The organism is Roseateles sp. GW821-FHT03B02, assembly GCF_059421025.1.
In genome coordinates this window covers 405,289-427,813 of the sequence record NZ_JBWKUV010000003.1, presented here as the reverse complement: position 1 = coordinate 427,813, position 22,525 = coordinate 405,289, and the positions used below count along the sequence as shown (strand labels likewise).

Below are 22,525 nucleotides of genomic sequence, written 5' to 3'. Positions count from 1 at the left end.
TCAGCGGGTGATGAATCGCTCTGGCGGCTGGGGTTTGGAGAAGAAGGGCACGCGCTTGAGGGCCAGCTTCAGCGCCTGCCAGTGGATGCGGGCGACGACCATCAGCGTCAGCGCCGGCATGGCGAAGAAGGCGCGGCGCGCGGTGCGCGAGGTCAGGCGATGCAGGCGGCCGCTGAGGCTGGTGAGCAGCAGCGGGCCCGAGGCGTCGTCGTGGTCGACGCAGCTGACGAGGTGGTCGCCGTAGCGCATGAAGCGGAAGCGGTAGCGGCCCTCCACGCGGCAGAAGGGCGAGACGTGGAAGACCTTGGCTGCCGGCAACTCGTGGCCCCAGGCCAGGTCGGGGCCTTGCAGCAGGTAGCAGTGGCGCTCGCCGAAGGTGTTGTTCACCTCGACGACGATGGCGGCCAGCGTGCCGTCCACGCGCTCGCAGAACCAGAAGCTGACGGGCTTGAAGACATGGCCCAGCACACGTGGGTAGGTCTGCAGCCAGACCTCACCGCCGGCATCGGCGACGCCCTCGGCGGCCAGCAGGTGCTCCAGCCAGGCCAGCGCATCGGCGCCGCCATCACCGTGGTCGGCGTCGTGGAAGCTCAGCCAGCCCCGGCCGTTGCGGTTCAGCGCGGGGCTGGGCGCGTCACGCAGCGAGCGCATCGGCAGCCACAGGAAATAGCTCGGGTAGGCGAAGGCGTGCTCGCGTGGCCGCAGCCGACGGTGGAAGACCTGACCCACGCCGAGCTGGGCGAGGTTCATGCCAGCACCCTTTCGATGACCTGCTGGGCGGTGGTCAGGCCCGACAGCAGGCCGTCCTCATGGAAGCCATAACGCGTCCATGCGCCGGCAAACCAGACGCCACCAGCGCCCTGGATCTCGGGCAGCCGGGCCTGGGCGCGCACGGCACCGTCGTCGAACACCGGGTGGGCGTAGTCGTAGCGACCGAGCACGCGCGCCGGCTCAGGCTGGCGCAGCGGGTTCAGCGACACGATGACGGGCTGCTGCCAGGGCAGGGGCTGCAGCTGGTTGAGCAGGTAGTGCAGGCAGACGGACGAGCCATCGCTGCCGCTCTCGTAGTTCCAGGCCGCCCAGGCACTGCGGCGGCGTGGCAGCAGGCGGGTGTCGGTGTGCAGCACGGCCACGTTGGGCTGGTAGCGGATGGCGCCGAGCAGCTCGCGCTCAGCGGCGCTGGCGTCGGCCAGCAGGGCCAGGCTCTGGTCGCTGTGGCCGGCGAGGACGACGGCGTCGAAGCCCTCCTCGCCACGGGTCGAGGTGAGGGTCACGCCGCCGCCCGGCCGGCGCTGCACGCGCTGCACCGGCGCGGCCAGGCGCACGTCGTGGATGGCCGGCAGCATGGCCTCGACGTAGTGCCGCGCGCCGCCGGTGACCGTCCACCACTGTGGCCGGTCGTTCACCTGCAGCAGGCCGTGGTTGTGGCAGAAGCGGATCAGCGTGCGGATGGGGAACTGCAGCATCTGCGCCGTCGGGCAGGACCAGATGCAGGCGACCATGGGCAGCAGATACCAGTCGCGAAAGCCGCGGCCGAAGCGATGGCGGTCCAGGAACTCGCCGATGGGCTCGGCCAGCGCCGCCTCCTCGCCGTGCGTGGCGAGGGCGGTGCACAGGCGGTTGAAGCGCAGCAGGTCGGCCAGCATGCCCCAGAAGGCCGGCCGCAGCAGGTTGCGGCGCTGGGCGAAGACGGTGGCCAGGTTGCTGCCGCTCCACTCGATGCCGTCGGCCGGCACCTGGGCGGAGAAGCTCATGTCGCTTTTGGCAACCTGCACGTCCAGTTGGCTGAAGAGCTGGATCAGCAGCGGGTAGGTGCGCTCGTTGAAGACGAGGAAGCCGGTGTCCACGCCGTGGGTGATGCCGTCCAGCGTCACGTCCACGGTGTGCGTGTGGCCGCCGGCATGGACGCCGGCCTCGAACAGCGTGACGTGGGCGCGATCGCTCAGGCTCCAGGCGGCTGATAGGCCGGCGACGCCTGCGCCCACCACGGCGATGCGCTTGTCCACCCGGCCGCCCGGCGCGCGAGGATGGCCGCGGCCCCGCAAGAGGCCCAGCAGATCGGGCGTGGCGTGGCCGCCGGGGAAAAGGGAAGGGCCCGCGTCATCGACACGGGCCCGGGCTGTAAAAGTGGCCGCAGAACGCCTCGGAGCCAACGAGGGAGGGAGGGAGGAGGAGGAGAACGGCTCCGAGATTGCTGCTCTGAACCCAGAGAGGTTGCGCGACCCAAATTCGGCGTTGAACTCAGCAGCCCCGGGCGCCGAGGCACCCGGGTTTTCACTGTGTATGTAGCCTGAGAGGCGCTCCGAAGCATGAAGTTCCTGGGCGCTGTACCCAGTTCGGGCGACGATTGTTGTCGTCATGGTCTGGTGTTCCGCGCGGCCTCGATATTCCCGACCTCATTCGCAAACAGTGCACGAGCTGCTCACTTGCGGGGAGAATCGCGGCGTGTTGTTGATGGTTTGTCCTGGGCAAATGCCGTTTGCAGGCCTATATTAAGTCATGATTCTTCAGTTGTCTCAGTTTTGTCCAGGACAAATAAAGGTCAACCCGGCCCGCCGTTCGCGTCGATCGGGCGGCGTCTGCCATGACTGATGCCGCTGTCTACGCGGAGGGTGAGGGCCCGGATGCCGGTGCGCCGGCGGGCGGCATGGGCATCGCGGTCGTCGAGCGCGACACCGGGATCAACAAGGAGACACTGCGCGTCTGGGAGCGCCGCTACGGCTTCCCGGCGCCCTGGCGCGACGCCGCCGGCGAACGGCTCTACCCAGCCGAGCAGGTGCACAAGCTGCGCCTCATCAAGCGCTTGCTCGACGCCGGCCATCGGCCGGGGCGTGTCGTCGCCGCTTCGCTGCAGGAGCTGTCGACCCTGCTGCAGCCCTCTGCAGCCTTGTCCGGCCCGGCTGCCGCCGCGGCGCCCGAGGCGCCCGAGATCCGCGTCTGCACGGCCCAGCTGCAGGCGCACGACATCGACGGTCTGCGGCGCAGCCTGTCGCAGGCGTTGCTGCGCCGAGGCCTGGCGGGTGGCGTCACCGAAGTCATCGCGCCGTTGACGACGCGCGTGGGCGAGCTGTGGATGAGCGGCGAGCTGCAGATCTTCGAGGAGCACATCTACAGCGAGTCGCTGCAGCTCGTGCTGCGTCAGGCCATCCACGCGCTGCCGCCCCAGGCGCAGAGCGCCGGGCCGCGCGTGCTGCTGACCACGCTGCCCGGCGAGGGCCACGCCCTGGGCCTGCTGATGGCCGAGGCCCTGCTGAGCCTGGAGGGCGCGGTCTGCCTGTCGCTGGGCGCGCAGACGCCGCTGGCCCAGCTGACGGCCGCGGCCAGCGCCTACCGGGCCGACATCGTCGCCCTGAGCTTCAGCGGCCAGCTGCCCATGCGGGCCGTGCTCGACGGCTTGGCTGCGCTGCGTGGCCTGTTGCCGGCCGAGGTCGAGATCTGGGCTGGCGGCAGCAGCCGCGCGCTGCGTCAGCCGGCTTGCCCGCAAGGCGTGCGCTGCCTCGATGGCCTGGCCGCCGTAGGGCCGGAAATGGCGCGCCGGCGCGAACTTTTAGAATCCCGCCTCTAAACGAGGACTCACCATGCTTTACCCCGAACTGTTCAAGCAACTCGAAGCCGTGCGCTGGAACATGGATCGCGACATTCCCTGGGACAAGTTCGACGCCAGCCAGCTGACCGAGGAGCAGGCCCAGACGATCAAGATGAACGCCATCACCGAGTGGTCGGCCCTGCCCGCCACCGAGATGTTCCTGCGCGACAACCGGGAGGACAGCGACTTCTCCGCCTTCATGTCGGTCTGGTTCTTCGAGGAGCAGAAGCACAGCCTGGTGCTGATGGAATACCTCAAGCGTTTCCGCCCCGACCTCGTGCCCACCGAGGCCGAGCTGCACGAGGTGCGCTTCGACTTCGACCCCGCGCCCGCGCTGGAAACGCTGATGCTGCACTTCTGCGGCGAGATCCGCCTGAACCACTGGTACCGCCGCGCCAGCGAGTGGCACACCGAGCCGGTCATCAAGGCCATCTACGAAACCCTGTCGCGCGACGAGGCCCGCCACGGCGGCGCCTACCTGCGCTACATGAAGCGCGCCATGGCCAAGTTCGGCGACGAGGCCCGTGCGGCTTTCGCCAAGGTGGGCGTGCTGATGGCCTCGGCCCGCCGCACGGCCCAGGCCCTGCACCCGACCAATCTGCACGTGAACGCCAAGCTCTTCCCGCGCGACACCATCCAGAGCCGCCTGCCTGACCCCGAGTGGCTGGAGCGCTGGCTGGACACCCAGATCCAGTTCGACAGCGTGTGGGAGAACAAGGTCGTCGAGCGCATCCTGCACAACATGAGCCTGCTGATGGATCGCAGCTTCGCCACCGTGCAGGAGCTCAACCGCTTCCGCAAGGAAATGGCCGCGCGCATCGTGCCGCCCGGCTCCGACCTCAAGCCGGCCTGATCGACGGCAGTAACAGGAAGAGGCCCCGCGGGGCCTCTTTCCGTTGGGGCGTGCGAGCCGGCTCAGCCGCCGCGCGAGCGCTTCATCACTACCAGCGCAAAGCCCGCGGCGGCGACGGCGGCCCAGCCGAGGAACTGCAGCGAGGCCAGCTCCGCCAGCGCCTGGCCGAAGTCCTGCGTCACCCAGGTCCACAGGTTGACGTCCGACATCAGGGCGCTCTTCAGGCCGTTGCCGTCGTGGATGATGGCCGTGTTGACCTGGGCGTTCCAGTCGGCCAGTGCGCGCAGCGGCCAGTCGATCGCGTAGACCTTTTCGAGCACCAGCACGGCCACCAAGCCGCCCACCAGCACCAGCGGCACGCCCAGGCGCTTGAGCCAGGCCGAGGCCGCCATCAGCACGAAGATCAGCGGCGCCAGCCACAGGAGCATCGGCAGCGTGCCGGCCAGGCCGCGCAGCAGCAGCGGCGCTGCGGCGGAGACGACCTCGGCCCAGTTCACGGCGGCCACCGCTTCGAAGCCGTCCTGCCGCCCGAGCACCGACATCGCGATCGGCAGTCCGAACAGCGTGCCGACGACGGCGCCGCCCAGCGGGGCCAGCCAGGCATGCGCCAGCACCGTTGCAGCCACGCTCTCGCTCGGCCGCCCGGGCAGGGACAGCCAGAACTCGATGGAGCGGTCCTGGGCATCGCGGCGCGCCAGGCCCGGCAGCTGGAACAGCGCCACCAGCAGGCAGATGCCGAAAACGGCCGCCGCGCTGATCAGCAGGATGGCCAGGGCCAGCAGTTCGCGGTGCTTTTCCGGCAGGCCCTGCACGTTGCCGAAGGGCAGCATGGCCAGGAAGAGGAGGGGCGGCGCGAAGGCCGCGATCAGCCAGCCGCGCTTGTGCTGCATCCATTCGCGCAGCAGCAGGGTGGGGAGATGGTTGTTCATGGCAGGTCCTTCAGGCTTGCTTACTGTTCAGCGCCGGGTTGCGGGTCAGCGCCATGAAGAGGTCGACGAGGCTGGGGCGCACGCGCTGGCCCAGGCTGGCCACATGCTCTGGCGGCGCGCCGTCGAACAGCGAGGTCGTGCGGCCCTGCTCGCGGTAGCGCAGCAGCGGGTGGGCGGCGGCCATCGCGTCGGCGGCGGCCGGGTCGTGGTTCAGCGCGACGAAGCGGCGGTCGATGTCCTCCAGGCTGATCGACAGCGCCACGCGCCCCTCGTCCAGCATGATCACGTCGGAGAGCAGCGCCTCCACCTCCTCGACCTGGTGCGTCGAGATCAGCACGCTGCGCTCGCCGTCGCACCACTCGTCGATCAGCATCTCGTAGAAGCTCTTGCGCGACACCACGTCCAGGCCCAGCGTCGGCTCGTCCAGGATCATCAGCTTGGCGTCGATGGCGGCGATCAGCGCCAGGTGGGTCTGCGCCACCATGCCCTTGGACAGGCTCTTCACCTTGTCCCCCTCGCCCACGCTCGTGCGCTTGAGCAGGGCGCGGGCCCGCTCGGCCGAGAACCTGGGCTGCAGCCGGCTCATCAGCGTGATCAGCTCGTGCACCCGGGCCCAGCGCGGCAGCACGGCCACGTCGGGGATGTAGCTCAGCTGCTCCAGCAGCTTCTGGCGGTCGTGCGTCGGGTTCAGGCCCAGAACCGTCATCTCGCCCTGCACCGGCAGCAAGCCCACGAGGGCCTTCATCAGCGAGGTCTTGCCGGCGCCGTTGTGGCCCAGCAAGCCCACCACGCGGCCCTGGGGCACCGTGAGGGACACGTCGTTCAGGGCGGTCTTCTTGCCGTAGCGCAGCGTCGCGTTCTTGACTTCGATGAGGTTCATGTCGACTCCCAGTTCAGATCCTTGGCGTTCAGCCCCAGGCGCTTGAGCTTGGCGCGCAGCGCGGGCCAGTCCTTCTGCAGGAACTGCTCGCGCTCCTGGCGCAACAGCCGCTCGCGGGCGCCGGCCATCACGTACATCCCCAGGCCGCGGCGCGACTCGATCAGGCCGTGGTCGCTGAGCGCCTGCAGCGCCCGCGTGACGGTCAGCGGGTTGATGACGTACTGGCTGGCGAGTGCGCGCACCGAGGGCAGGGCCTCGCCTTCGGGGGGGCTGCCGTCGAGCAGCTGCACGGCCAGACGGTCGGCGAGCTGCTGGTAGATCGGCGCCTGGTCGGTCCAGGTGGGAGTCATGGGCGCTCCGGGGTGTGTTGCTGATGTAGCACACCATATCTCCACCTCCCCGGCCGCCCCAGCGAGGCGCGACGAACTGCAGATCCGGGGGCATGGGCTGCACGGGAACGAAATGGCCGCGCCTCGCGTCCAATGGACAGATCAACCCCTTGCGCCCACCACCGATGAAGCCCCTGACCGCCCCTGCCTTGCCGGCCGACCCTGGCGCCTGCAGCGACGCCGAGCTGGCCGCCCTCTGCGGCCAGGGCCTGCCGGACGCCTTCGAGCTCATCATGCGCCGCCACAACCGCCTGCTGTTCCGCACCGCGCGGGCCATCCTGCGCAGCGACGAGGATGCCCAGGACGTGCTGCAGGAGGCCTATCTGAAAGCCTGGCACGGGCTGGCGCGCTGGCGCGGCGAGGCGCGGCTGTCGACCTGGCTGGTGCGCATCGTTGTCAACGAGGCTGTGTCGCGCCAGCGCCGCCCGGCGGCCGAGGTGCTGCCGCTGTTCACCGCACCCGCCGAGGATGAGCCGGAGGAGACCCCGGCCCTGCCAGGCGATGCCGACGCCGGCCCCGATGCCGCGCTGCTGCGCGGCCAGCTGCGCGCGCTGATGGAGAAGCGCATCGATGCGCTGCCCGAGACCTTCCGCACCGTGTTCATGCTGCGCGCCGTCGAGGAGCTCAGCGCCGTCGAGGTCGCCGAGCTGCTGTCGCTGCCCGAGGCCACGGTGCGCACGCGCTACTTTCGTGCCCGCGCCGCGCTTCGCGAGATGCTGGCGCAGGACCTCGACCTGGCCACGGCCGACGCCTTCGCGTTCGCCGGCGCGCGCTGCGACCTTGTCGTCGCCCATGTGATGACGCGCCTGCGGCGCTGACCGCCACCCTTCCCGTTTCGCCTCACGCCCCCGTCGACACCGGAGTCGACGGGCGGAGCCCTGCCGGCTGCGCGGCCGGCCCTTCCGGTTCTTCAGGAGTTGCCATGTCCTTCCTCACCACCCCCATCGCCCCTGCCCGCCGCGGCTTTCTCGGCCAGTCCGGCCTGCTGCTGTCCGGCGCCGCCGTGGCGCTGCTGGCCGGCCGCGACGCTCTCGCCGCCCAGGCCGACGCCGCCGCACCGCGCGACGTGCAGATCCTCAACACCGCCCTGGCCGCCGAGCTGGAGGCCATCGCGGCCTACCAGGCCGGCGCCGAGAGCCAGCTGCTGCGCAAGCCGACGCTGGAGCTGGCCCTCGCCTTCCAGGGCCATCACAAGGAGCATGCCGAGCTGCTGGCGCGCACCGTCGGGCAGCTCGGCGGCAAGCCGGCCGTGGCCAGGGCGCAATACAACTTTCCGCTCGGCCAGCTGAAGTCGGAGGCCGACGTGCTGCGCTTCGCGGCGCGGCTGGAGCAGGGCGCCGTCAGCGCCTACCTCGGCGCCGTGCCGCTGTTCGGCAACCGCGAGCTCGCCAAGGCCGCCGCCAGCATCCTGGGCGACGAGGCCATGCACTGGGCCGTACTGCGCCAAGCGCTGGGCGAGGCGCCGGTGCCGTCGGCCTTCATGAGCTGAAGGCCATGCGCGGCCTTCGCCAGCTGCTGCTGTGCGGTGCGGCCTTGAGCGGCACCGCCCTGGCCCAGCCCGCGGCCGTCGTGCGCGGCGAGCAGGTCTACGCCCGCTGCGCCGGCTGCCATGCGCTCGCGCACGACAGCGTGGGCCCACGCCACTGCGGCCTGCTGGGCCGCCGCGCGGGCAGCCTGCCGGGCTACGACTTCTCCGCGGCGATGAAGCGCTCCGGCATCGTCTGGGACGAGCGGGCGCTGGACCGCTTCCTCGCCGCGCCGATGCGCGTCGTGCCCGACACGACGATGACCTATGCGGGGGTGCCCGAGGCGCAGGAGCGCCGCGACCTCATCGCCTATCTGCGCGCTGCCAGCCAGGGCGATGCATGCCGTCCGCCCCCGGCCGCCGCCGCGCGGCCCTTTCCGGAGAAGCCCCGATGAACAAGCTGACCCTGGCCACCGCCTTGGCCGCCTGCGCTGCCGCCCTGCTGATGTCGGCCTGCGGCGGCAGCGACGACGCCGAGACGCCGCCCTCCGCCGCCCTGCTCGACGAGGGGCGGCAGATCTTCCGCCACGACACCTTCGGCGACGAACTGCAGTGGACCGAAACGCTGCGCCTGCACGAGGTCATCGCCACCTCGGTGGCGCCGGCCACGGCGCTGGCCGTGGGCCTCAAGGTCGACGTGGACGCCCTGCCGGCCAGCCTAGTGGATGCGCTCAAGCGCGGCGCCGTCGACCTGCAGGACCCTGCCACGACGGTGGCCCTGCTCAAGCTCGATGCCGTCGTCGGCCTCAAGGCCGGCGTGGAGACCGTCAACGGCCGCGACGTGCTGCGCCGCGTGGGCATCACCTGCGCGCTCTGCCACTCCACCGTCGACGACTCGCTGGCCAAGGGCATCGGCCGGCGCCTGGATGGCTGGGCCAACCGCGATCTCGACCCCGGCGCCATCCTCGCGCTGTCGCCGGCCGTGGACGCCTCGATGAAGGCGGTGTTCCGCAGCTGGGGCAAGGGCCGTTTCGACCCGCGCCACAACATCGACGGCAAGAGCGGCCCCGTCGTCATCCCGCCGGCCTACGGTCTGCAGGGCGTGCACAGCATCACCTACACCGGCGACGGCGCCGACCTGGCCTACTGGAACCGCTACGTCGCCGTCGCCGAGATGGGCGGGCAGGGCAGCGTCAGCGAGCCGCGCCTGAATCTGTCGATCACGCGTGGCAGCCAGGACCTCGTCAGCGGCAAGCTCGCCGCGCTGCAGGCCTACCAGCTCAGCCTGAAGGCACCGCCCGCACCGGCTGGCAGCTTCGACGCCGCCGCGGCGGCGCGCGGCAAGCTCGTCTTCGAAGGCGCGGGCCGCTGCGTAAGTTGTCATGGCGGCGCGCAGTTCAGCGACGCCTTCACGCGCCTGCACCCGCCGGCCGATTCGATGGCCGAGCCCGAGTCGCCCAGCTATGCCGCGCGCTCCGCGACGCGGCTGTACCGCGCCACGCCGCTGCGCGCGCTGTGGCAGCGCGCGCCCTATTTCCACGACGGCTCGGCCGCCACGCTGGAGGACGTGGCCGCGCGCTACAACCGGCGCCAGGGCCTGGGGCTGGACGCGCAGCAGATCGGCGACCTGGCCCAGTACCTGAGGTCGTTGTGAGCGCCGCCCGCGGCAGGCTTGCGGGCCTGCAGCGGTGGCATCAGCGTGGCAGGTTCTCGATGGCAGCCAGACGGCCCAGCTCGCCACGCGCCCGCTCGCGCGCCTCGGCCAGCCGGGCGGTCAGCCAGCCCACGGCGAACCAGGCTGCCGGATCGCTGGCCACCAGGGCCTGGTAGCGGTTGCGGGCGACGACGAGGTCGTTGATCTCGCCCAGGGACTCCTGGGCACCGCCCAGGGCTTGGAGATGGCGGGCGGCGTGCCCTTGCGGCAGCAGCGGCGCGAAGAACTCCAGCGAGTAGCGCTGGCGCTTGGCATGCTTGCGCAGCGCGTGCAGCGCCGCCTCGTCGAGTTCGTCGAAGGAGCGGCAGGCGTCGGCCAGGTCCCGGTGCCAGCGGCGCAGCCGCTGGCGGGCCAGGCGCTTCAACCGCTCCCGGGCCTCGACCTGCGGCTGCAGGCCGGCACGCCAGGCGATCCAGCCGAGCAGCAGGCGCTGCGTGGCGTCGGCGCGGATCAGCGCGGCAACAGCCGGTGCGGCGGCTTGCGCGGGCAGCGTGAGGAGCGGTGCGCCCACGCGGGCGAGCTCGGCAGCGACGCCGCTGCCGAACACGTCGCTTTCGCGTGCCCGGCCGAGCTCGGCGAACAGCGCGCGCAGGCCGTCGACCAGTTCGGCCGGCGGCGCGTCCACCCAGCCGCGAAAGGCGCGCAGCGCGCTGCGCAGCCGCCGGATGCCGACGCGCATCTGGTGCACCTGCTCGACGCGCAGCCCGGGGTCGCCGTTGGCCAGGCCGACGGCGTTCAGGCAAACCTGGGCCAGGCATTCGTCGAACGCGGCGCCGAAGGCGTCGAGAGCGCCCGCGTGCGCGTCGTAGCGCGGCGTCCTGGCCTTGCGAAGCGGCGCCTGGGGCGAGCCGGCGGCGAGCTGCTGACCCTGCTCGGCGTCGCCGCGCGGGTCGTGGACGAGGCGGTGCCGCCGGCGCCAGCGTTCCACCAGTGCCAGCATGGCCACCGGCGACCCCGACACGAGGCCAAACCTGACCACGCGGATCTTCTGCACCGCGTCGCCGGCCGTCAGCCGGCCCTCGTCCAGCGCGACGGAGACGACGGCGCCCCGTGTGCGCACGCGGCGCTCCAGCCGCAGCACCCGGCTCTGGAAGCGGATGCCGGCCTCCACGCCCTCCTGCCGCGCCTGCGCCAGCAGTGCAGCCAGCCGCCGGCCCGCGGCGCTGTCGGCGTGGGCTGCGGCGTCGGGGCTGGCGTGGAGACCGGCATCGGGGTGGACGGTCTCGTGCTCGACGCGCTGCGCGGCGCCGCCGCGCGCGGTCTTCAAGCCCTGCACCCAGCGCCCGTCTGCGCGGCACATGCGCCAGGCCAGCCCGGCGCCGGCCAGGCGCTGGTCGGGGGTGTCCAGATGGACGGTCGTCAGCCAGACGCGCCGCGGGCTGCCCCGGCCCGCCAGCTCCGCCGCCAGCGCCGCGCGCCCGGTGGCGGGCACGAGGAACTTCAGTTCGAGATCGGTGTGCGCGGAGGTCAAGGCACGCAGCCTAGCCCTGGGCGCGGTTGGCCGCCAGCGAGCGATCCTGGTCGGCCTTGCGGTCGGCGGCCACCTTGATGGCGTGCGGGCGCTCGCCGATCAGCCGGGCATAGGGCTTCCAGTCCACGCCGCCGGCGGCCAGCAGGTCCTCGCCGTAGATGGTCTTGGTGGCCAGGGCCACCAGCGGCAGGCTGACCCAGCCGGCGCAGTCGGCCATCGTGAAGCTGTCGCCCGCCAGGTAGGGGCCGAACTTCGCCAGGCGCTTGAAGGCGGCGATGTTCTCCGGCAGCACGCGGGCCACGCGCTTCTTCGTGCCCTCGCTGACCTGGCCGCCGAAGAAGGCCTCGGCGTACAGCTCGCGCGCGACCAGCTCCAGGTGCAGCTCGACATAGGTGATCAGCTCGCGCACCTTGGCGGCCTGCCAGGGATCGGCGGGAATCAGGCGCGGCGTGTCGGGGTAGGCGGCCTCCAGGTAGTCGACGATGACCTGGCTCTCGCACAGCCCGCCGTGCAGGGTCTTGATGAAGGGCACCTTGCCCAGCGGCGTGAAGCTCAGTACGGCCTCGTCGTGGGAGTGCGTCTTGACGTACTCCTCGGTGAAGGGGACGCCCTTCTCCAGCAGGGCCAGCTTGACCTTGTTGTAGTAGTTCGAGAGCGGGATGCCGCAGAGGGTGATCATGGGTGTCTCCTGGTGGGAAGCGGGCAGTCTATGCAGGGCGGCGGGCCGGCTCTGGCGCGCCGGTGACATCAGCGGTTCACCAGCACGATGCCTGCCGCCAGCGCCACCAGCGCGCCCACCAGCCGGGCGCTGATGCCCTCGCCCAGCAGCAGCGCGCCGGCCACCAGCCCGAACAGCGGCGTGCTCAGCGTGAAGACGGAAAGCTTGGTGGCCGCGTAGTGGCGGACGAGCCAGAACCAGGCCAGGTAGCTCGCGAAGGTGACGATGACGGCCTGGAAGCCGAACAGGCCGAGGAGACGCGGCGACCAGTGCAGCGGCAGTGCCTCGCCCGACAGGGCGGCCGCGGCGCACAGGGCCAGGGCCGAGATGCCGAGCTGGTAGAGCAGGGTCTTCTCAGCCGGTGCGGCGCTGAGCCGGGTGGCGCGGATGGCCAGCGTCGTGCCGCCCCACAGCACGGCGGCGGCCACGCCCAGCGCGTCACCCCACCACTGCCCCGGCGTGCCGGGCGCCGAGAAGCCTTCCGCGAACGCAAAGGCCATCGCGGCGAAGGCCAGCACCAGGCCCGTCCACTGCCGCGACGACAGCGCCTCGCCGTGCGCGATCCACGGCATGCCCAGTGCGACGATGAAGGGCGCGAGGTAGATGAACACGACCATGCGCGAGGCGCTGGTGTACTGCAGGCCGACGAAGATGCAGGCGAACTCGCCCGCGAACAGCAGCCCGGCCAGCAGCCCGCCGCCGAGGCTGCCATCGCGCTCGAACAGGCGGATGCCGCGCGACAGGGACCACAGCCACACCAGCGTGCCCGCCACGGCCGAGCGCAGCCCCGCCTGCCACAGCGGGCCGATCTCCGTCAGCGCCGCCTTGGCCGCCACCTGGTTGATGCCCCACAGCAGGCAGCACAGCAGCAGCAGGGCGATGGCACGGGGGTCGAGATGGGTCTGGCGGCTGGATGGGCTCATGGCCTCTATGCTGCCAGCATGCTCGAAGTGACCATCGTCGGCGGCGGCGTGATGGGCGCTGCCACCGCCTGCTTCCTGGCCCGCGACCATGGCGCCCGCGTGACCGTCGTGGAGCGCGACCCGTCCTACGCGCAGGCGTCGAGCTCGCTGTCGCTGAGCTCCATCCGTCAGCAGTTCTCGCAGCCGGTCAACATGGCCTTGTCGCGCTGGAGCGTGGAGTTCCTGCGCCGAGCGGCGGACGAGCTGGCGACGGCGGACGACCGCCCGGCCATCGGTCTCGTCGAGCCGGGCTACCTCTACCTGGCGACGGAGGCGGGCGCGGCCACGCTGCGCGGGCTGAACGCCGTGCAGCGCGCCGATGGCGTGGACGTCGCGATGCTTGAGCCGGCTAAGCTAGCGGCCCGCTTCCCCTGGCTGGCCGTGGGCGACCTCGCGCTCGGCTCGCTGGGCCTGAGCGGCGAGGGCTGGTTCGACGGCCCGGCCCTGCACCGCGCCTTCCGGCGCAAGGCGCAGGCCTGCGGCGTGCGTTTCGTTGCGGCCGGGGCGGTGGGCTTCGACACCCGGGGCGAGCGCGTGCGCGGCGTGCGCTGCGCCGACGGCTCAGCCGTGGGCGGCGACGCCTTCGTCATCGCCGCCGGGGCCTGGAGCGCGCCGCTGGGCACGGTCCTCGGTGTTGCGCTGCCGGTGAGCGCGAAGAAGCGCGACGTGTTCGTGCTGGAGACACCGGCCGTCTTGCCCGGCTGCCCGCTGGTCATCGACCCGAGCGGCCTGTGGTTCCGCACCGAGGGTTCGCTGATCCTGGCCGGCGGCCCGCCGCGGGGCGAGGATGCCGACGACCTGCCGCTGCAGGACATCGACCATGGCCTCTTCGACGAATGGCTCTGGCCCCTGCTGGCGGCCCGCGTGCCGGCGCTGGAGGCGCTGCGCGTGCGCTCGGCCTGGGCCGGCTACTACGAGATGAATGCCTTCGACCACAACGGCCTGGCCGGCCGCCTGCCCGGCTGGGCCAACGCCTTCACAGCCTGCGGCTTTTCCGGCCACGGCATGCAGCAGTCGCCGGCCGTAGGGCATTCGATGGCGCGGCTGATCGCGGGCCTGGACGCGCCGTTGATCGATGCGCTCGCGCCGCAGCGCCTGCTCGACGGCCGGCCCCTCGTCGAGGCCAACGTCATCTAGCGGTTGCGGACGCGTTTCTTGGCCGGCGGCGCGCTGCGCACATAGCGCGTGGCGGTCAGCGCGTCCGACACGGCGCTGGTCTTGTTGTCCACATAGCCCCAGCCGCGCATCGCGATGCGCACCACGGCGTCCGACGGGTCGGCCTCCGGACCCTTGGGGTGCACCACCCAGACGGTGTTGCAGATCATGTCGGCATGGAACTCGGCCATGCGCGGCAGCTCCGCCGCGTTGCTCAGCACGGCCACCAGCATGCGTGCCTCGCGCATGTTGGTGGTGATGCCGCCGGCCAGCGCCTCGGCCAGCGCCGGGTCCAGCGCGCCCTGGGTCGGGCCGATCAGCAGGGCCGGGTTGTCGGCGCTGACGCCCAGCTTGGCGGCCAGCGTGGGCGGCGGCGTCTGCAGCTTCTTCAGCCAGCGCTCGCCTTCCTTCTGACCCAGCCCGAGGGCGACGGCCTCTTCGCCGATCTCGAAGCGCAGCTCCTCGCCGTCGAGCCGCAGGTTCTGCAGCGCGGCGATGTCCCATTTGCGCTTGATCGCGCCGCGCAGCACGACGGTGGTGGATTCGAGCAGGGCGGCGACCTCGGCGGTCTCCGCGCCTACGCGGGCGGTGCAACTGGCTTCACGTCCCATGGGGCGTCCTCAGGTTTCTTTGTCGGATCGACGCATTGTCAGCCGCCAGGCGAGCACACCCGCGACGGCGCCGGTGAGGTGGGCGAAGGGCGCGACGGGGAAGTCGAAGCCGGGCGTGGCGCGAAGCACGGGGCCGAGGGGAGATTCGAGGGCGAGCTTGGCTGCCAGGCCCAGCGCGATGCCGGCACCGATGAGGCGCTCCCGGCCGCCGCGCGTCAGCAAGGTCAGCGCGGCGATGGCGGCGAGCGCGTGCAGCTCGCCCGACAGGCCGGCGTAGCGCTGCAGCTCCGGGCGCAGCAGCAGGCCGAGTTGCGTGAGCGGCAGCGCGGCCAGGCCGGCAAGGCTCTCACGCGAGCCCAGCGCCGCACGCCAGCCCAGCAGCGCCAGGACGGCGCAGCCGGCGAGGTTGGCGGCGAGATGGAGGGGCGTCCAGTGCACGAACGCCGCCATGACGGCGCGCCAGGGCTGCCAGGCGACCAGGGCCGGCTGCCAGTCCAGCGCCTCGCGGGGCAGCGGCCACGCCAGCAGGGACAGCGCGGCCAGCGCCGCGCAGAGCATCAACCAAAGACGGCGCGCCACAACGCCTGCACCGCTTCACGATGGCCGGCCAGCGGCGCGGCGGCCTCGGCGTCCAGCGCGGTGGACTGCTCGTCTAGCCGGGCCTTGTGCTGCACGCGTCGCAGCTCGCGGTAGGCGTTGGCCGCGCCCGTGCCCACGCCGGCCGGCAGCAGGCCGACCAACTCGCAGCGCTGCAGCAGCGCGATGTTGCCGAGGTTGTCCAGCAGCTCGGGGTGGTCTGCGCCATTGGCCAGCACCAGGGTCTGCAGCGCGAACTCGGCGTCCATCATGCCGCCCTCGCTGTGCTTCACGTCGAACAGGCCGTCCTTCACCGGCCGCGCCGCGCGCACCTTTTCGCGCATGGCCTGCACCTCGCGCCTGAGCGCCTCGGCGTCGCGCGGCGCCGTCAGCACCTGGCGGCGCACGTTCTCGCAGCGCGCGGCCAGCTCGGCATTGCCGGCGCAGAAGCGCGCACGGGTGATGGCCTGGTGCTCCCAGGTCCAGGCGGTGTTGCTGCCGCGGCCGGTCTGGTAGGCCTCGAAATGCGCCAGCGACGTGACAAGCAGCCCCGAGTTGCCGTTGGGCCGCAGCGCGGTGTCGATGTCGAACAGCTCGCCGGCGGCCGTCCGCAGCGTCAGCCAGGTGATGAGGCGGCGCACGAAGGCGCCGTAGATCTCGCTGGCGTTCTCGTCCTCGTCGTCGAAGACGAACACCACGTCCAGGTCGCCGCCATAGCCCAGCTCCTTGCCGCCGAGCTTGCCGTAGGCGATGACGGCCAGGCGCGGGTCGGGCCGGTGGGCCTTGCCGAACAGCGCCCAGGCCCACTGGATGGCGATCTGCAGTACCGCGTCGGCCAGCAGCGAGAGGTCGTCGGCCACCTGCTCCACCGTGATGCGGCCCTCGACGTCGCGCACCAGCGTGCGGAACACCTCGGCATGGTGGGCGCGGCGCAGCGTGTCCAGCAGCGCCTCCTCATCGGCCTCGCCGCTGCGCATCCAGCCCTGCTGGCGCTCGCACAGGTCGGCGATGAAGGCCGCGCGGTCGAAGCGGGCGGTCAGCAGCAGCGGGTCGGCCAGCTCGTCGATGACGCCCGGGTGCTGCATCAGGTAGCGCATGGGCCAGCGCGCCAGGCCCAGCAGCCGCAGCAGGCGCTGCTGCACGGCGGGGCGCTCCACCAGCAGCGCCAGGTAGCTCTCGCGGCGCAGCAACGGGCCCACCCAGTCGACGAAGCGCAGCGCCGCGTCCAGCGAGCATTCCTCGGCCGCCACGGCCTGCGCGGCGCGGTGGAAGAGCTTGGCCAGGCGCTGGCGCGATTCCTCGCGCAGGCCCTGCACGCGCGGCGTCTCGGCCAGCGCGCGCACGGCGGCGGCGAGCTGGGGCGGCAGGCCGTTGAGGAAATCCTCGCCGTCCACGGCCGGCTTCGGCCCGCCGCACTGGCCGCCTTTGCAGCCGCCCTGGGGCTTGCCGCCCTCGTGCAGCAGCGAGTCGAACTCGGTGGCCACCAGTTCGCGCACCTCGCCGAGCTGCTCGAAGAGTTCGCAGGCCTCGCGGCTGCACTTCAGGCCCATGGACGCGGCGATCCAGGCCAGGTCGGCGTCGCCCTGTGGCAGGCAATGCGTCTGCTGGTCGTCGAGGAACTGGATGCGGTGCTCGACGCGGCGCAGGAAGACATAGGCCGCGCTCAGGCGCTGCGCCGTCTCCGGCTTCATCAGGCCGCGCTCGGCGAGCCGGCCCAGCGCCTTGACGGTGGAGCGGGTGCGGATCTCCGGGAACTGGCCGCCGCGCACCACCTGCAGCAGCTGCACGATGAACTCGATCTCGCGGATGCCGCCGCGCGACAGCTTCACATCATTGGCGCGCTCGGGCCGGCCGGCAGCGCGCGCCTTGGCCTCGCTGCGGATCTTGCCGTGCAGCTGGCGCAGGCCCTCGAAGACGCCGTAGTCCAGGTAGCGCCGGTAAACGAAGGGGGTAACGAGGTTGCGCAGCTGCAGCGTGCGCGGGTCATTCGGCGCGCCCAGGCCGGCCAGCGGCGCGACGACGCGGCTCTTTAGCCAGGCGAAGCGCTCCCACTCGCGGCCCTGCACGAAGAAATACTCCTCCAGCATGCCCAGGCTCACGACCGGCGGGCCGCTCTTGCCGTTGGGCCGTAGTGCCAGGTCGACGCGGAAGACCTGGCCGTCGTCCGTCACGTCGCCGATCAGCGCGTAGAGCCGCTTGGCGACGTTGGCGAAGTATTCGTGCGCCGAGATCGGCCGCGGGCCGTGCGTGGCGCCATCGTCCTCGTAGACGTAGATCAAGTCGATGTCCGACGACACGTTCAGCTCGCGGGCGCCGAGCTTGCCCATGCCCAGCACCCAGAAGGCGATGTCGCTTCCCTCCGCGCTGCGCGGAGCACCATGGATTTCGTCCAGCTCGGAGCGGGCGGCGGCCAGCGCCCGGTCCAGCGTCACTTCGGCCAGGTGGGTCATGGCCAGCGTGACGTCTTCCACGCTGGCGCCCATTTCGATGTCCAGCACCGCCAGGCGCTCCAGCACCAGGTGGCGGGCCACGCGCAGGCTGCTAGCCAGCGACCGGTTCGTGAGCAATGTCTCGATCAGCGCCGCAATGACGGCCCGGTCGGGCTGCCCCGGGGGCAGCAGCGCCAGCTCGGCCGCGTAACGGCGGCGAACGCGCTGCACATAGCGGCTGTGCTCGGCAAAAGCGGGAATCGCTGCGTTCATGACCCTGTGCTAGATTGCCTGCCGGCCGGTTCCCACGTGCCCCAAGACAACGTGTCTGACTTCTTCTCGGCCGCCCTCCACCATTGCAACCGCGCCACGCGCTGGCCCCTGCGCCTGTGCTGGCAGGCTTTGCGCTGGGCGCTGCTGATTCTGGCCCTGGTGTGGGCGCTCGGTGTGGCGGCTTGGGCTGTGTTGCACTGGGCCATTCTCCCGCACGCCAATGACTGGCGCCCCTGGCTGGAAAAGGAAGCCTCAAAGACTCTGGGGGTGGAGTTGCGCATCGGCCGCATCACGGTCGAATCCGGCGGCTGGATGCCGCGCATGGAGCTGGGCGACGTGCAGGTGCTGGACCCCGCCGGCCGCCCGGCGCTGACGCTGCCGCGCATCGCGGCCGTGCTGTCGGCCCAGTCGCTGCTCGTGCTGGAGCCGCGTTTCTCGCAGCTGCTGGTCGATGCGCCGGAACTCGTCATCCGCCGCGACGCCGCGGGCCGCATCTTCATCGCCGGCCTGGGCCTGGATGCCGCCGATCACGCCGACGCCGGCACCACCGAGGCCGGCATGGACTGGCTGTTCAGCCAGCCCGAGCTGGCCATCGTCAACGGCCGTGTGCGCTGGGTGGACGAGAAGCGCGCCGACGCCCGGCCGCTGGAGCTGTCCGGCCTGAACTTCATCATGCGCAACGGCCTGCGCCGCCACGCGCTGCGTTTGGATGCCACGCCGCCGGCCGACTGGGGCCAGCGCTTCACGCTGCGCGGCCGGTTCACGCAGAGCCTGCTCAAGCGCCCCGGCGAGTTCCAGCACTGGAGCGGCGAGCTCTTCGCCGAACTGCCGCGCGCCGACCTGCGCCAGCTGCGCCGCCATGTGGACCTGCCCTTCCAGCTCAGCGAGGGCGACGGCGCCGTGCGCGCCTGGGGCCAGATCAAGGACGGCCAGCCCGTGGCCGCCACGCTGGACCTGGCGCTGCGCGCGGTGCGGCTCAAGCTGCTGGAGTCCGCCCCCGAGCTGGACCTGGACCACATCGAAGGCCGGCTGGACCTGGCGCGCTCCAAGGACCGGCTCAGCCTGCAGGCGAAACAGCTCGGTTTCGTCAGCCGGGACAACGACGGCGGCGTCGTGAGCTGGCCGCGCTCGGACTGGGGCGTGGCCCTGCAGGTCGGCAAGGGCAGCAACGGCGAGGAAACGGTGCTGGGCGGCGAGGTGAACGCCCAGCGCCTGGACTTCGCGCTGATGGCCCAGATCGCCCGGCGCCTGCCGCTGGGCGAACGCGCCCACCAGTTGCTGGCCGAACTGGAGCCGCGCGGCGTGCTCACGGCCCTGAGCGGTCAGTGGCAGGGCGCGCTAGACGCGCCGCGCAGCTACCGCGTCAAGGCCCAGCTCGACGGCCTGGGCCTGGCGGCCAAGCCGAGCGAACAGGAGGGCCGCATCGGCCGCCCCGGCCTGCGCGGCGCCAGCCTGGAGCTGGATGCCAGCGAGCGCGGCGGTTCGGCGAAGCTGGCCGTGCACGACGGCGAGGTCGAGCTGCCGGGCCTGTTCGAGGAATCGCGCCTGCCCATCACGCGACTGTCCACGCAGATGCTGTGGAGCCTGCCGCAGCCGGGCGGCAAGACGGCCGGCGACGTCGAGCTCAAGCTGCGCGAGCTGCAGCTGCAGACGCCCGACCTCAACGGCGAATTCGACGTGACCTGGCGGCGCCCGGCCGGCGCCACGACGCCGGGCTTCCTCGACCTCAGCGGCCGCGCCCCGCGCGTGGAGGCCACGCGGGTGGCCAAGTACATCCCGCTCGGCCTGCCCAACACGCGCAGCTATGTGTCGCGCGCCATCCTCGGCGGCGAGGCGCGCAACGTCAGCGTCAGGATCAAGGGCGAGCTGGCCGACTTCCCCTTCGATGCGCCCAAGTCCACCGGCATCTTCCGCGTCGCGACGCAGGCGCAGGGCGTCACGCTGGCCTATGTGCCGCCCAGCGACGTCGGCACCAACTGGCCGGCGATGGAGGGCGTGGACGCCGAGCTCGTCTTCGAGCGCGCCGGCATGGCCATCAAGGACGGCCGCGCCAAGGTGCTCGGCTACGAGCTCAGCGGCGTCAACGGCGGCATCAAGGACCTGGCCCATGGCCGCCTGCTGCAGCTGGACGGCAGCGGCCGCGGCGCCGGCGCCGACCTGCTGCGCTTCGTGCGCGGCTCGCCGCTGGACGAATGGCTGGGCCATGCGCTGGGCACGGCCACGGCCCAGGGCCCGGTCGCGCTCAAGCTCGGCATCGGCATCCCGCTGGACGACGTGAACCAGACCACGCTGAAGGGCCAGCTGCAGTTCGGCGGCGTGGACCTGAAGCTGCGCCCCGAACTGCCGCCGATGGGCGGCGTGCGCGGCCGCCTCGATTTCGACCGCCGCGGCCTGCAGCTGGCCGGCGTGACGGCGCGCCTGCTCGGCGGCGACGCCGGCATCGAGGGCGGCACGCAGCCAGGTGGCGGCCTGCGCTTCGCCGTGCAGGGCCAGGCCACCGCCGAGGGCCTGCGCCGCGCCACCGAGCTCGGCGCCGTCACCCGCCTCGCCCAGGCCGCCAGCGGCCAGGCGGCCTACCGCTTCCAGCTCGCCATCCCGCAGGGCGGGCAGCCCGAGCTCAGCGTCAGCAGCAACCTGCAGGGCCTGGCCCTGGACCTGCCGGCGCCCGGCCGCAAGGAGGCCGACGCGGCCCTGCCGCTGCGCCTCCTGATGACGCCCACGGCCACAGGCCGCGACGAGCTGCGTCTGGAAGTGGGCGCGGGCGCCACCCCGCTGCTGCAGGCCCAGCTGCAGCGCGACGTGTCGGGCACCAGCTCGCAGGTGCTGCGCGGCGTGCTGGCCGTGCAGGACAAGCTGCCCGCGCTGCCGGCCAGCGGCGTGCTGCTGCAGGTCAACGTGGCGGCGCTGGACCTGGACGCCTGGCAGCAGCGCCTGGGCGCGCTGGCCGCCGGCAACGGCAATGGCAATGGCAGCGACACCGACGACGCCGGCCTGATGCCCAGCCAGATCGCGCTGCGCAGCCAGGCGCTCAAGGTCGGCGGCCGCCAGCTCGGCCGCGCCTCCGCCCTCGTCGCGCGTGACGGCGCCAACTGGCGCGTCAACGTCGATGCCGAGCAGATCGCCGGCCGCATCGAGATCAAAGGGTCGATGGGCGTGCGCGGCAGCCAGATCGACGCCGTGCAGGCGCGCCTGGCGCGCCTCTCGCTGCCGCGCCAGGAGGTCGACTCCGTCACCGAACTCATCGCCCCCGACAAGGTCGACGCCGGCAGCGGCCCGCTGCCCTCGCTGGACATCGAGGTCGACGACTTCGAGCTGCGCGGCAAGCGCCTGGGCCGCCTGGAGGTGCTGGCCCAGGCGCCGGCCGCCGCGCGCGACTGGAAGCTGGAGAAGCTGCAGATCCAGTCGCCCGAGGCGACGCTGCATGCCACGGGCCGCTGGGGCGGCGACACGAGCGCAAAGCGCCGCACCCAGCTCGACTGGAAGCTGGACATTGCCGACGCCGGCAAGCTGCTGGAGCGCCTCGGCCAGGGCCAGGTACTGCGCGGCGGCAAGGGTGTGCTCGCGGGCCAGGTGGGCTGGGACGGCTCGCCGCTGGCGCCGCACTACGCCAGCATGGCCGGCATGCTCAACGTGCAGCTGGACACTGGCACCTTCCTCAAGGCCGAGCCCGGCGTCGGGCGGCTGCTGGGCGTGCTGAGCCTGCAGTCGCTGCCGCGCCGGCTGCTGCTGGACTTCCGCGACGTGTTCGCCGAAGGCTTCACCTTCGACGGCGTGACCGGCGACGTGAAGATCGCCGCCGGCGTGGCCCGCAGCGACAACATCCGCATCCGCGGCCTGCAGGCCGCCGTGCTGGTGGAAGGCAGCACCGATCTGGCCGCCGAGACGCAGAAGCTGCGCGTGGTCGTCGTGCCCGAGGTGTCGGCGGGCGGTGCGTCGCTGGCCTACGCGGCCATCAACCCGGCCATTGCCCTCGGTGCCTTCCTGGCCCAACTCATCCTTAGCCGGCCGGTGGCGGCGGCCAACACGCGCGAGTTCCACATCACCGGCAGCTGGGACGACCCCAAGGTGGAGAAGGTCGAGGCGCTGCCGGCGAAGGCGGCGAGCGCGCCCTAAGCCTTGCGGTCCGGCGCGTCCTTCAGCTCGACCATGTAGGCGCGTGCACCGCTGCCGCCGATGTTCTCGACGGAATGCGTGACAGCCTCCTCCCAGAACACGTCGCCGGCCTTGTTCTCGGCCGTGACGCTGCGCCCGTCGGGCAGGTGCACGCGGGCCTTGATCGCGGTCAGCGCGATGTTCAGGTGGGCCGGGTGCGAGTGCACGCCCTGGCCGCAGATGCCAAAGCCGGGGCGGCTGGTGAATTCGAGCAGGCGCAGCCTGTCGTTCTCGAACAGCACGGCGAATCCGCGAGGGTTCGCGCGTGCGGCGTCCTGTGCCAGCGCGTCGGCCGGCACGCCCAGGGCCGACAGCAGCGCCAGCGCGTGGCGGCGGTCTAGCGGGATCGAAGGCAGCTTCAT

General features: G+C 71.9%; 20 protein-coding genes. 8 read left to right on the top strand and 12 right to left on the bottom strand.

The annotated features are described in order from the left end of the window. On the bottom strand, positions 1–750 hold the full coding sequence (locus tag AC07VX_RS11765; RefSeq protein ID WP_493164915.1) for a DUF1365 domain-containing protein: 750 nt from the start codon (positions 748–750) through the stop codon (positions 1–3). Further along, the gene (locus tag AC07VX_RS11760; protein ID WP_493164914.1) at positions 747–2,006 is read right to left on the bottom strand and encodes an NAD(P)/FAD-dependent oxidoreductase; all 1,260 of its coding nucleotides are present in this window, start codon (positions 2,004–2,006) and stop codon (positions 747–749) included. The genes AC07VX_RS11765 and AC07VX_RS11760 overlap by 4 nt, the downstream gene beginning before the upstream one ends. 578 nt (positions 2,007–2,584) lie before the next feature. Here AC07VX_RS11760 and AC07VX_RS11755 point away from each other — a divergent pair. Next, a complete protein-coding gene (locus tag AC07VX_RS11755) occupies positions 2,585–3,565 on the top strand; it encodes a MerR family transcriptional regulator (protein WP_493164913.1) in 981 nt (326 codons plus the stop codon). Between the two features lie 13 nt (positions 3,566–3,578). Next, on the top strand, positions 3,579–4,439 hold the full coding sequence (locus tag AC07VX_RS11750; protein WP_493164912.1) for a ferritin family protein: 861 nt from the start codon (positions 3,579–3,581) through the stop codon (positions 4,437–4,439). Positions 4,440–4,501: 62 nt separating this feature from the next. On the opposite strand, the gene AC07VX_RS11745 is transcribed toward AC07VX_RS11750, so the two are convergent. From AC07VX_RS11745 to AC07VX_RS11735, 3 genes are read right to left on the bottom strand one after another with little or no spacing between them, the layout of a single operon-like run. Then, entirely contained in the window at positions 4,502–5,368 is an 867-nt protein-coding gene (locus tag AC07VX_RS11745) for a hypothetical protein (protein ID WP_493164911.1), read from the bottom strand. Between the two features lie 10 nt (positions 5,369–5,378). Further along, complete coding sequence (locus AC07VX_RS11740) at positions 5,379–6,248, bottom strand: ABC transporter ATP-binding protein (protein ID WP_493164910.1); 870 nt, start codon at positions 6,246–6,248, stop codon at positions 5,379–5,381. Next, positions 6,245–6,598 (bottom strand): GntR family transcriptional regulator, encoded by a 354-nt coding sequence (locus AC07VX_RS11735; RefSeq protein WP_493164909.1) that lies wholly within the window; start codon positions 6,596–6,598, stop codon positions 6,245–6,247. Before AC07VX_RS11735 ends, AC07VX_RS11740 begins: the two co-directional genes overlap by 4 nt. 164 nt (positions 6,599–6,762) lie before the next feature. Here AC07VX_RS11735 and AC07VX_RS11730 point away from each other — a divergent pair, with 164 nt between their 5' ends. The 4 genes from AC07VX_RS11730 (at position 6,763) to AC07VX_RS11715 (ending at position 9,756) form a co-directional block, all read left to right on the top strand. Further along, on the top strand, positions 6,763–7,455 hold the full coding sequence (locus AC07VX_RS11730; RefSeq protein ID WP_493164908.1) for an RNA polymerase sigma factor: 693 nt from the start codon (positions 6,763–6,765) through the stop codon (positions 7,453–7,455). 104 nt (positions 7,456–7,559) lie between these two features. Beyond that, positions 7,560–8,126, top strand: coding sequence for a ferritin-like domain-containing protein (locus AC07VX_RS11725; RefSeq protein WP_493164907.1), 567 nt, complete (start codon positions 7,560–7,562; stop codon positions 8,124–8,126). Then, positions 8,123–8,557 carry a c-type cytochrome gene (locus AC07VX_RS11720; RefSeq protein ID WP_493165026.1) on the top strand — a complete coding sequence of 145 codons (435 nt, stop codon included), beginning with the start codon at positions 8,123–8,125 and terminating at the stop codon, positions 8,555–8,557. Before AC07VX_RS11725 ends, AC07VX_RS11720 begins: the two co-directional genes overlap by 4 nt. Further along, on the top strand, positions 8,554–9,756 hold the full coding sequence (locus tag AC07VX_RS11715; protein WP_493164906.1) for a c-type cytochrome: 1,203 nt from the start codon (positions 8,554–8,556) through the stop codon (positions 9,754–9,756). Before AC07VX_RS11720 ends, AC07VX_RS11715 begins: the two co-directional genes overlap by 4 nt. Positions 9,757–9,796: 40 nt before the next feature. Here the strand turns inward: AC07VX_RS11715 and AC07VX_RS11710 are convergent, their stop codons facing one another. From AC07VX_RS11710 to AC07VX_RS11700, 3 genes are all read right to left on the bottom strand, one after another. After that, positions 9,797–11,287: a CYTH and CHAD domain-containing protein gene (locus AC07VX_RS11710; RefSeq protein WP_493164905.1), complete on the bottom strand. Its 1,491-nt coding sequence runs from the start codon at positions 11,285–11,287 to the stop codon at positions 9,797–9,799. Positions 11,288–11,297: 10 nt separating this feature from the next. Further along, entirely contained in the window at positions 11,298–11,966 is a 669-nt protein-coding gene (locus tag AC07VX_RS11705) for a glutathione S-transferase family protein (RefSeq protein ID WP_493164904.1), read from the bottom strand. Positions 11,967–12,034: 68 nt separating this feature from the next. Then, a complete protein-coding gene (locus AC07VX_RS11700; protein ID WP_493164903.1) occupies positions 12,035–12,928 on the bottom strand; it encodes a DMT family transporter in 894 nt (297 codons plus the stop codon). An 18-nt stretch (positions 12,929–12,946) separates the two neighbouring features. Here AC07VX_RS11700 and AC07VX_RS11695 point away from each other — a divergent pair, with 18 nt between their 5' ends. Further along, positions 12,947–14,104 (top strand): NAD(P)/FAD-dependent oxidoreductase, encoded by a 1,158-nt coding sequence (locus AC07VX_RS11695; protein WP_493164902.1) that lies wholly within the window; start codon positions 12,947–12,949, stop codon positions 14,102–14,104. Here the strand turns inward: AC07VX_RS11695 and AC07VX_RS11690 are convergent. Genes AC07VX_RS11690 through glnE form a run of 3 tightly spaced genes read right to left on the bottom strand, consistent with a single transcriptional unit; the run spans position 14,101 to position 18,011 of the window. Next, on the bottom strand, positions 14,101–14,733 hold the full coding sequence (locus AC07VX_RS11690; protein ID WP_493164901.1) for a hypothetical protein: 633 nt from the start codon (positions 14,731–14,733) through the stop codon (positions 14,101–14,103). The two genes, AC07VX_RS11695 and AC07VX_RS11690, sit on opposite strands and share 4 nt — an antisense overlap. Positions 14,734–14,742: 9 nt before the next feature. Next, positions 14,743–15,312, bottom strand: a complete 570-nt coding sequence (gene rrtA / locus AC07VX_RS11685) for a rhombosortase (RefSeq protein ID WP_493164900.1) — start codon at positions 15,310–15,312, stop codon at positions 14,743–14,745. After that, the gene (gene glnE / locus AC07VX_RS11680) at positions 15,291–18,011 is read right to left on the bottom strand and encodes a bifunctional [glutamate--ammonia ligase]-adenylyl-L-tyrosine phosphorylase/[glutamate--ammonia-ligase] adenylyltransferase (protein ID WP_493164899.1); all 2,721 of its coding nucleotides are present in this window, start codon (positions 18,009–18,011) and stop codon (positions 15,291–15,293) included. Before glnE ends, rrtA begins: the two co-directional genes overlap by 22 nt. A gap of 51 nt (positions 18,012–18,062) precedes the next feature. On the opposite strand from glnE, the gene AC07VX_RS11675 reads away from it, so the two are divergent. Then, positions 18,063–22,124, top strand: coding sequence for a YhdP family protein (locus AC07VX_RS11675; protein WP_493164898.1), 4,062 nt, complete (start codon positions 18,063–18,065; stop codon positions 22,122–22,124). Here AC07VX_RS11675 and AC07VX_RS11670 read toward each other — a convergent pair. Continuing rightward, positions 22,121–22,525, bottom strand: a complete 405-nt coding sequence (locus AC07VX_RS11670) for a hypothetical protein (RefSeq protein WP_493164897.1) — start codon at positions 22,523–22,525, stop codon at positions 22,121–22,123. The two genes, AC07VX_RS11675 and AC07VX_RS11670, sit on opposite strands and share 4 nt — an antisense overlap.

Coding starts and splice junctions, on each gene's coding strand:
- AC07VX_RS11765 (WP_493164915.1), bottom strand. CDS start 750: ATGAACCTCGCCCAGCTCGGCGTGGGTCAGGTCTTCCACCGTCGGCTG.
- AC07VX_RS11755 (WP_493164913.1), top strand. CDS start 2,585: ATGACTGATGCCGCTGTCTACGCGGAGGGTGAGGGCCCGGATGCCGGT.
- AC07VX_RS11750 (WP_493164912.1), top strand. CDS start 3,579: ATGCTTTACCCCGAACTGTTCAAGCAACTCGAAGCCGTGCGCTGGAAC.
- AC07VX_RS11745 (WP_493164911.1), bottom strand. CDS start 5,368: ATGAACAACCATCTCCCCACCCTGCTGCTGCGCGAATGGATGCAGCAC.
- AC07VX_RS11740 (WP_493164910.1), bottom strand. CDS start 6,248: ATGAACCTCATCGAAGTCAAGAACGCGACGCTGCGCTACGGCAAGAAG.
- AC07VX_RS11735 (WP_493164909.1), bottom strand. CDS start 6,598: ATGACTCCCACCTGGACCGACCAGGCGCCGATCTACCAGCAGCTCGCC.
- AC07VX_RS11730 (WP_493164908.1), top strand. CDS start 6,763: ATGAAGCCCCTGACCGCCCCTGCCTTGCCGGCCGACCCTGGCGCCTGC.
- AC07VX_RS11725 (WP_493164907.1), top strand. CDS start 7,560: ATGTCCTTCCTCACCACCCCCATCGCCCCTGCCCGCCGCGGCTTTCTC.
- AC07VX_RS11715 (WP_493164906.1), top strand. CDS start 8,554: ATGAACAAGCTGACCCTGGCCACCGCCTTGGCCGCCTGCGCTGCCGCC.
- AC07VX_RS11705 (WP_493164904.1), bottom strand. CDS start 11,966: ATGATCACCCTCTGCGGCATCCCGCTCTCGAACTACTACAACAAGGTC.
- AC07VX_RS11700 (WP_493164903.1), bottom strand. CDS start 12,928: ATGAGCCCATCCAGCCGCCAGACCCATCTCGACCCCCGTGCCATCGCC.
- AC07VX_RS11695 (WP_493164902.1), top strand. CDS start 12,947: ATGCTCGAAGTGACCATCGTCGGCGGCGGCGTGATGGGCGCTGCCACC.
- AC07VX_RS11690 (WP_493164901.1), bottom strand. CDS start 14,733: ATGGGACGTGAAGCCAGTTGCACCGCCCGCGTAGGCGCGGAGACCGCC.
- glnE (WP_493164899.1), bottom strand. CDS start 18,011: ATGAACGCAGCGATTCCCGCTTTTGCCGAGCACAGCCGCTATGTGCAG.
- AC07VX_RS11670 (WP_493164897.1), bottom strand. CDS start 22,525: ATGAAGCTGCCTTCGATCCCGCTAGACCGCCGCCACGCGCTGGCGCTG.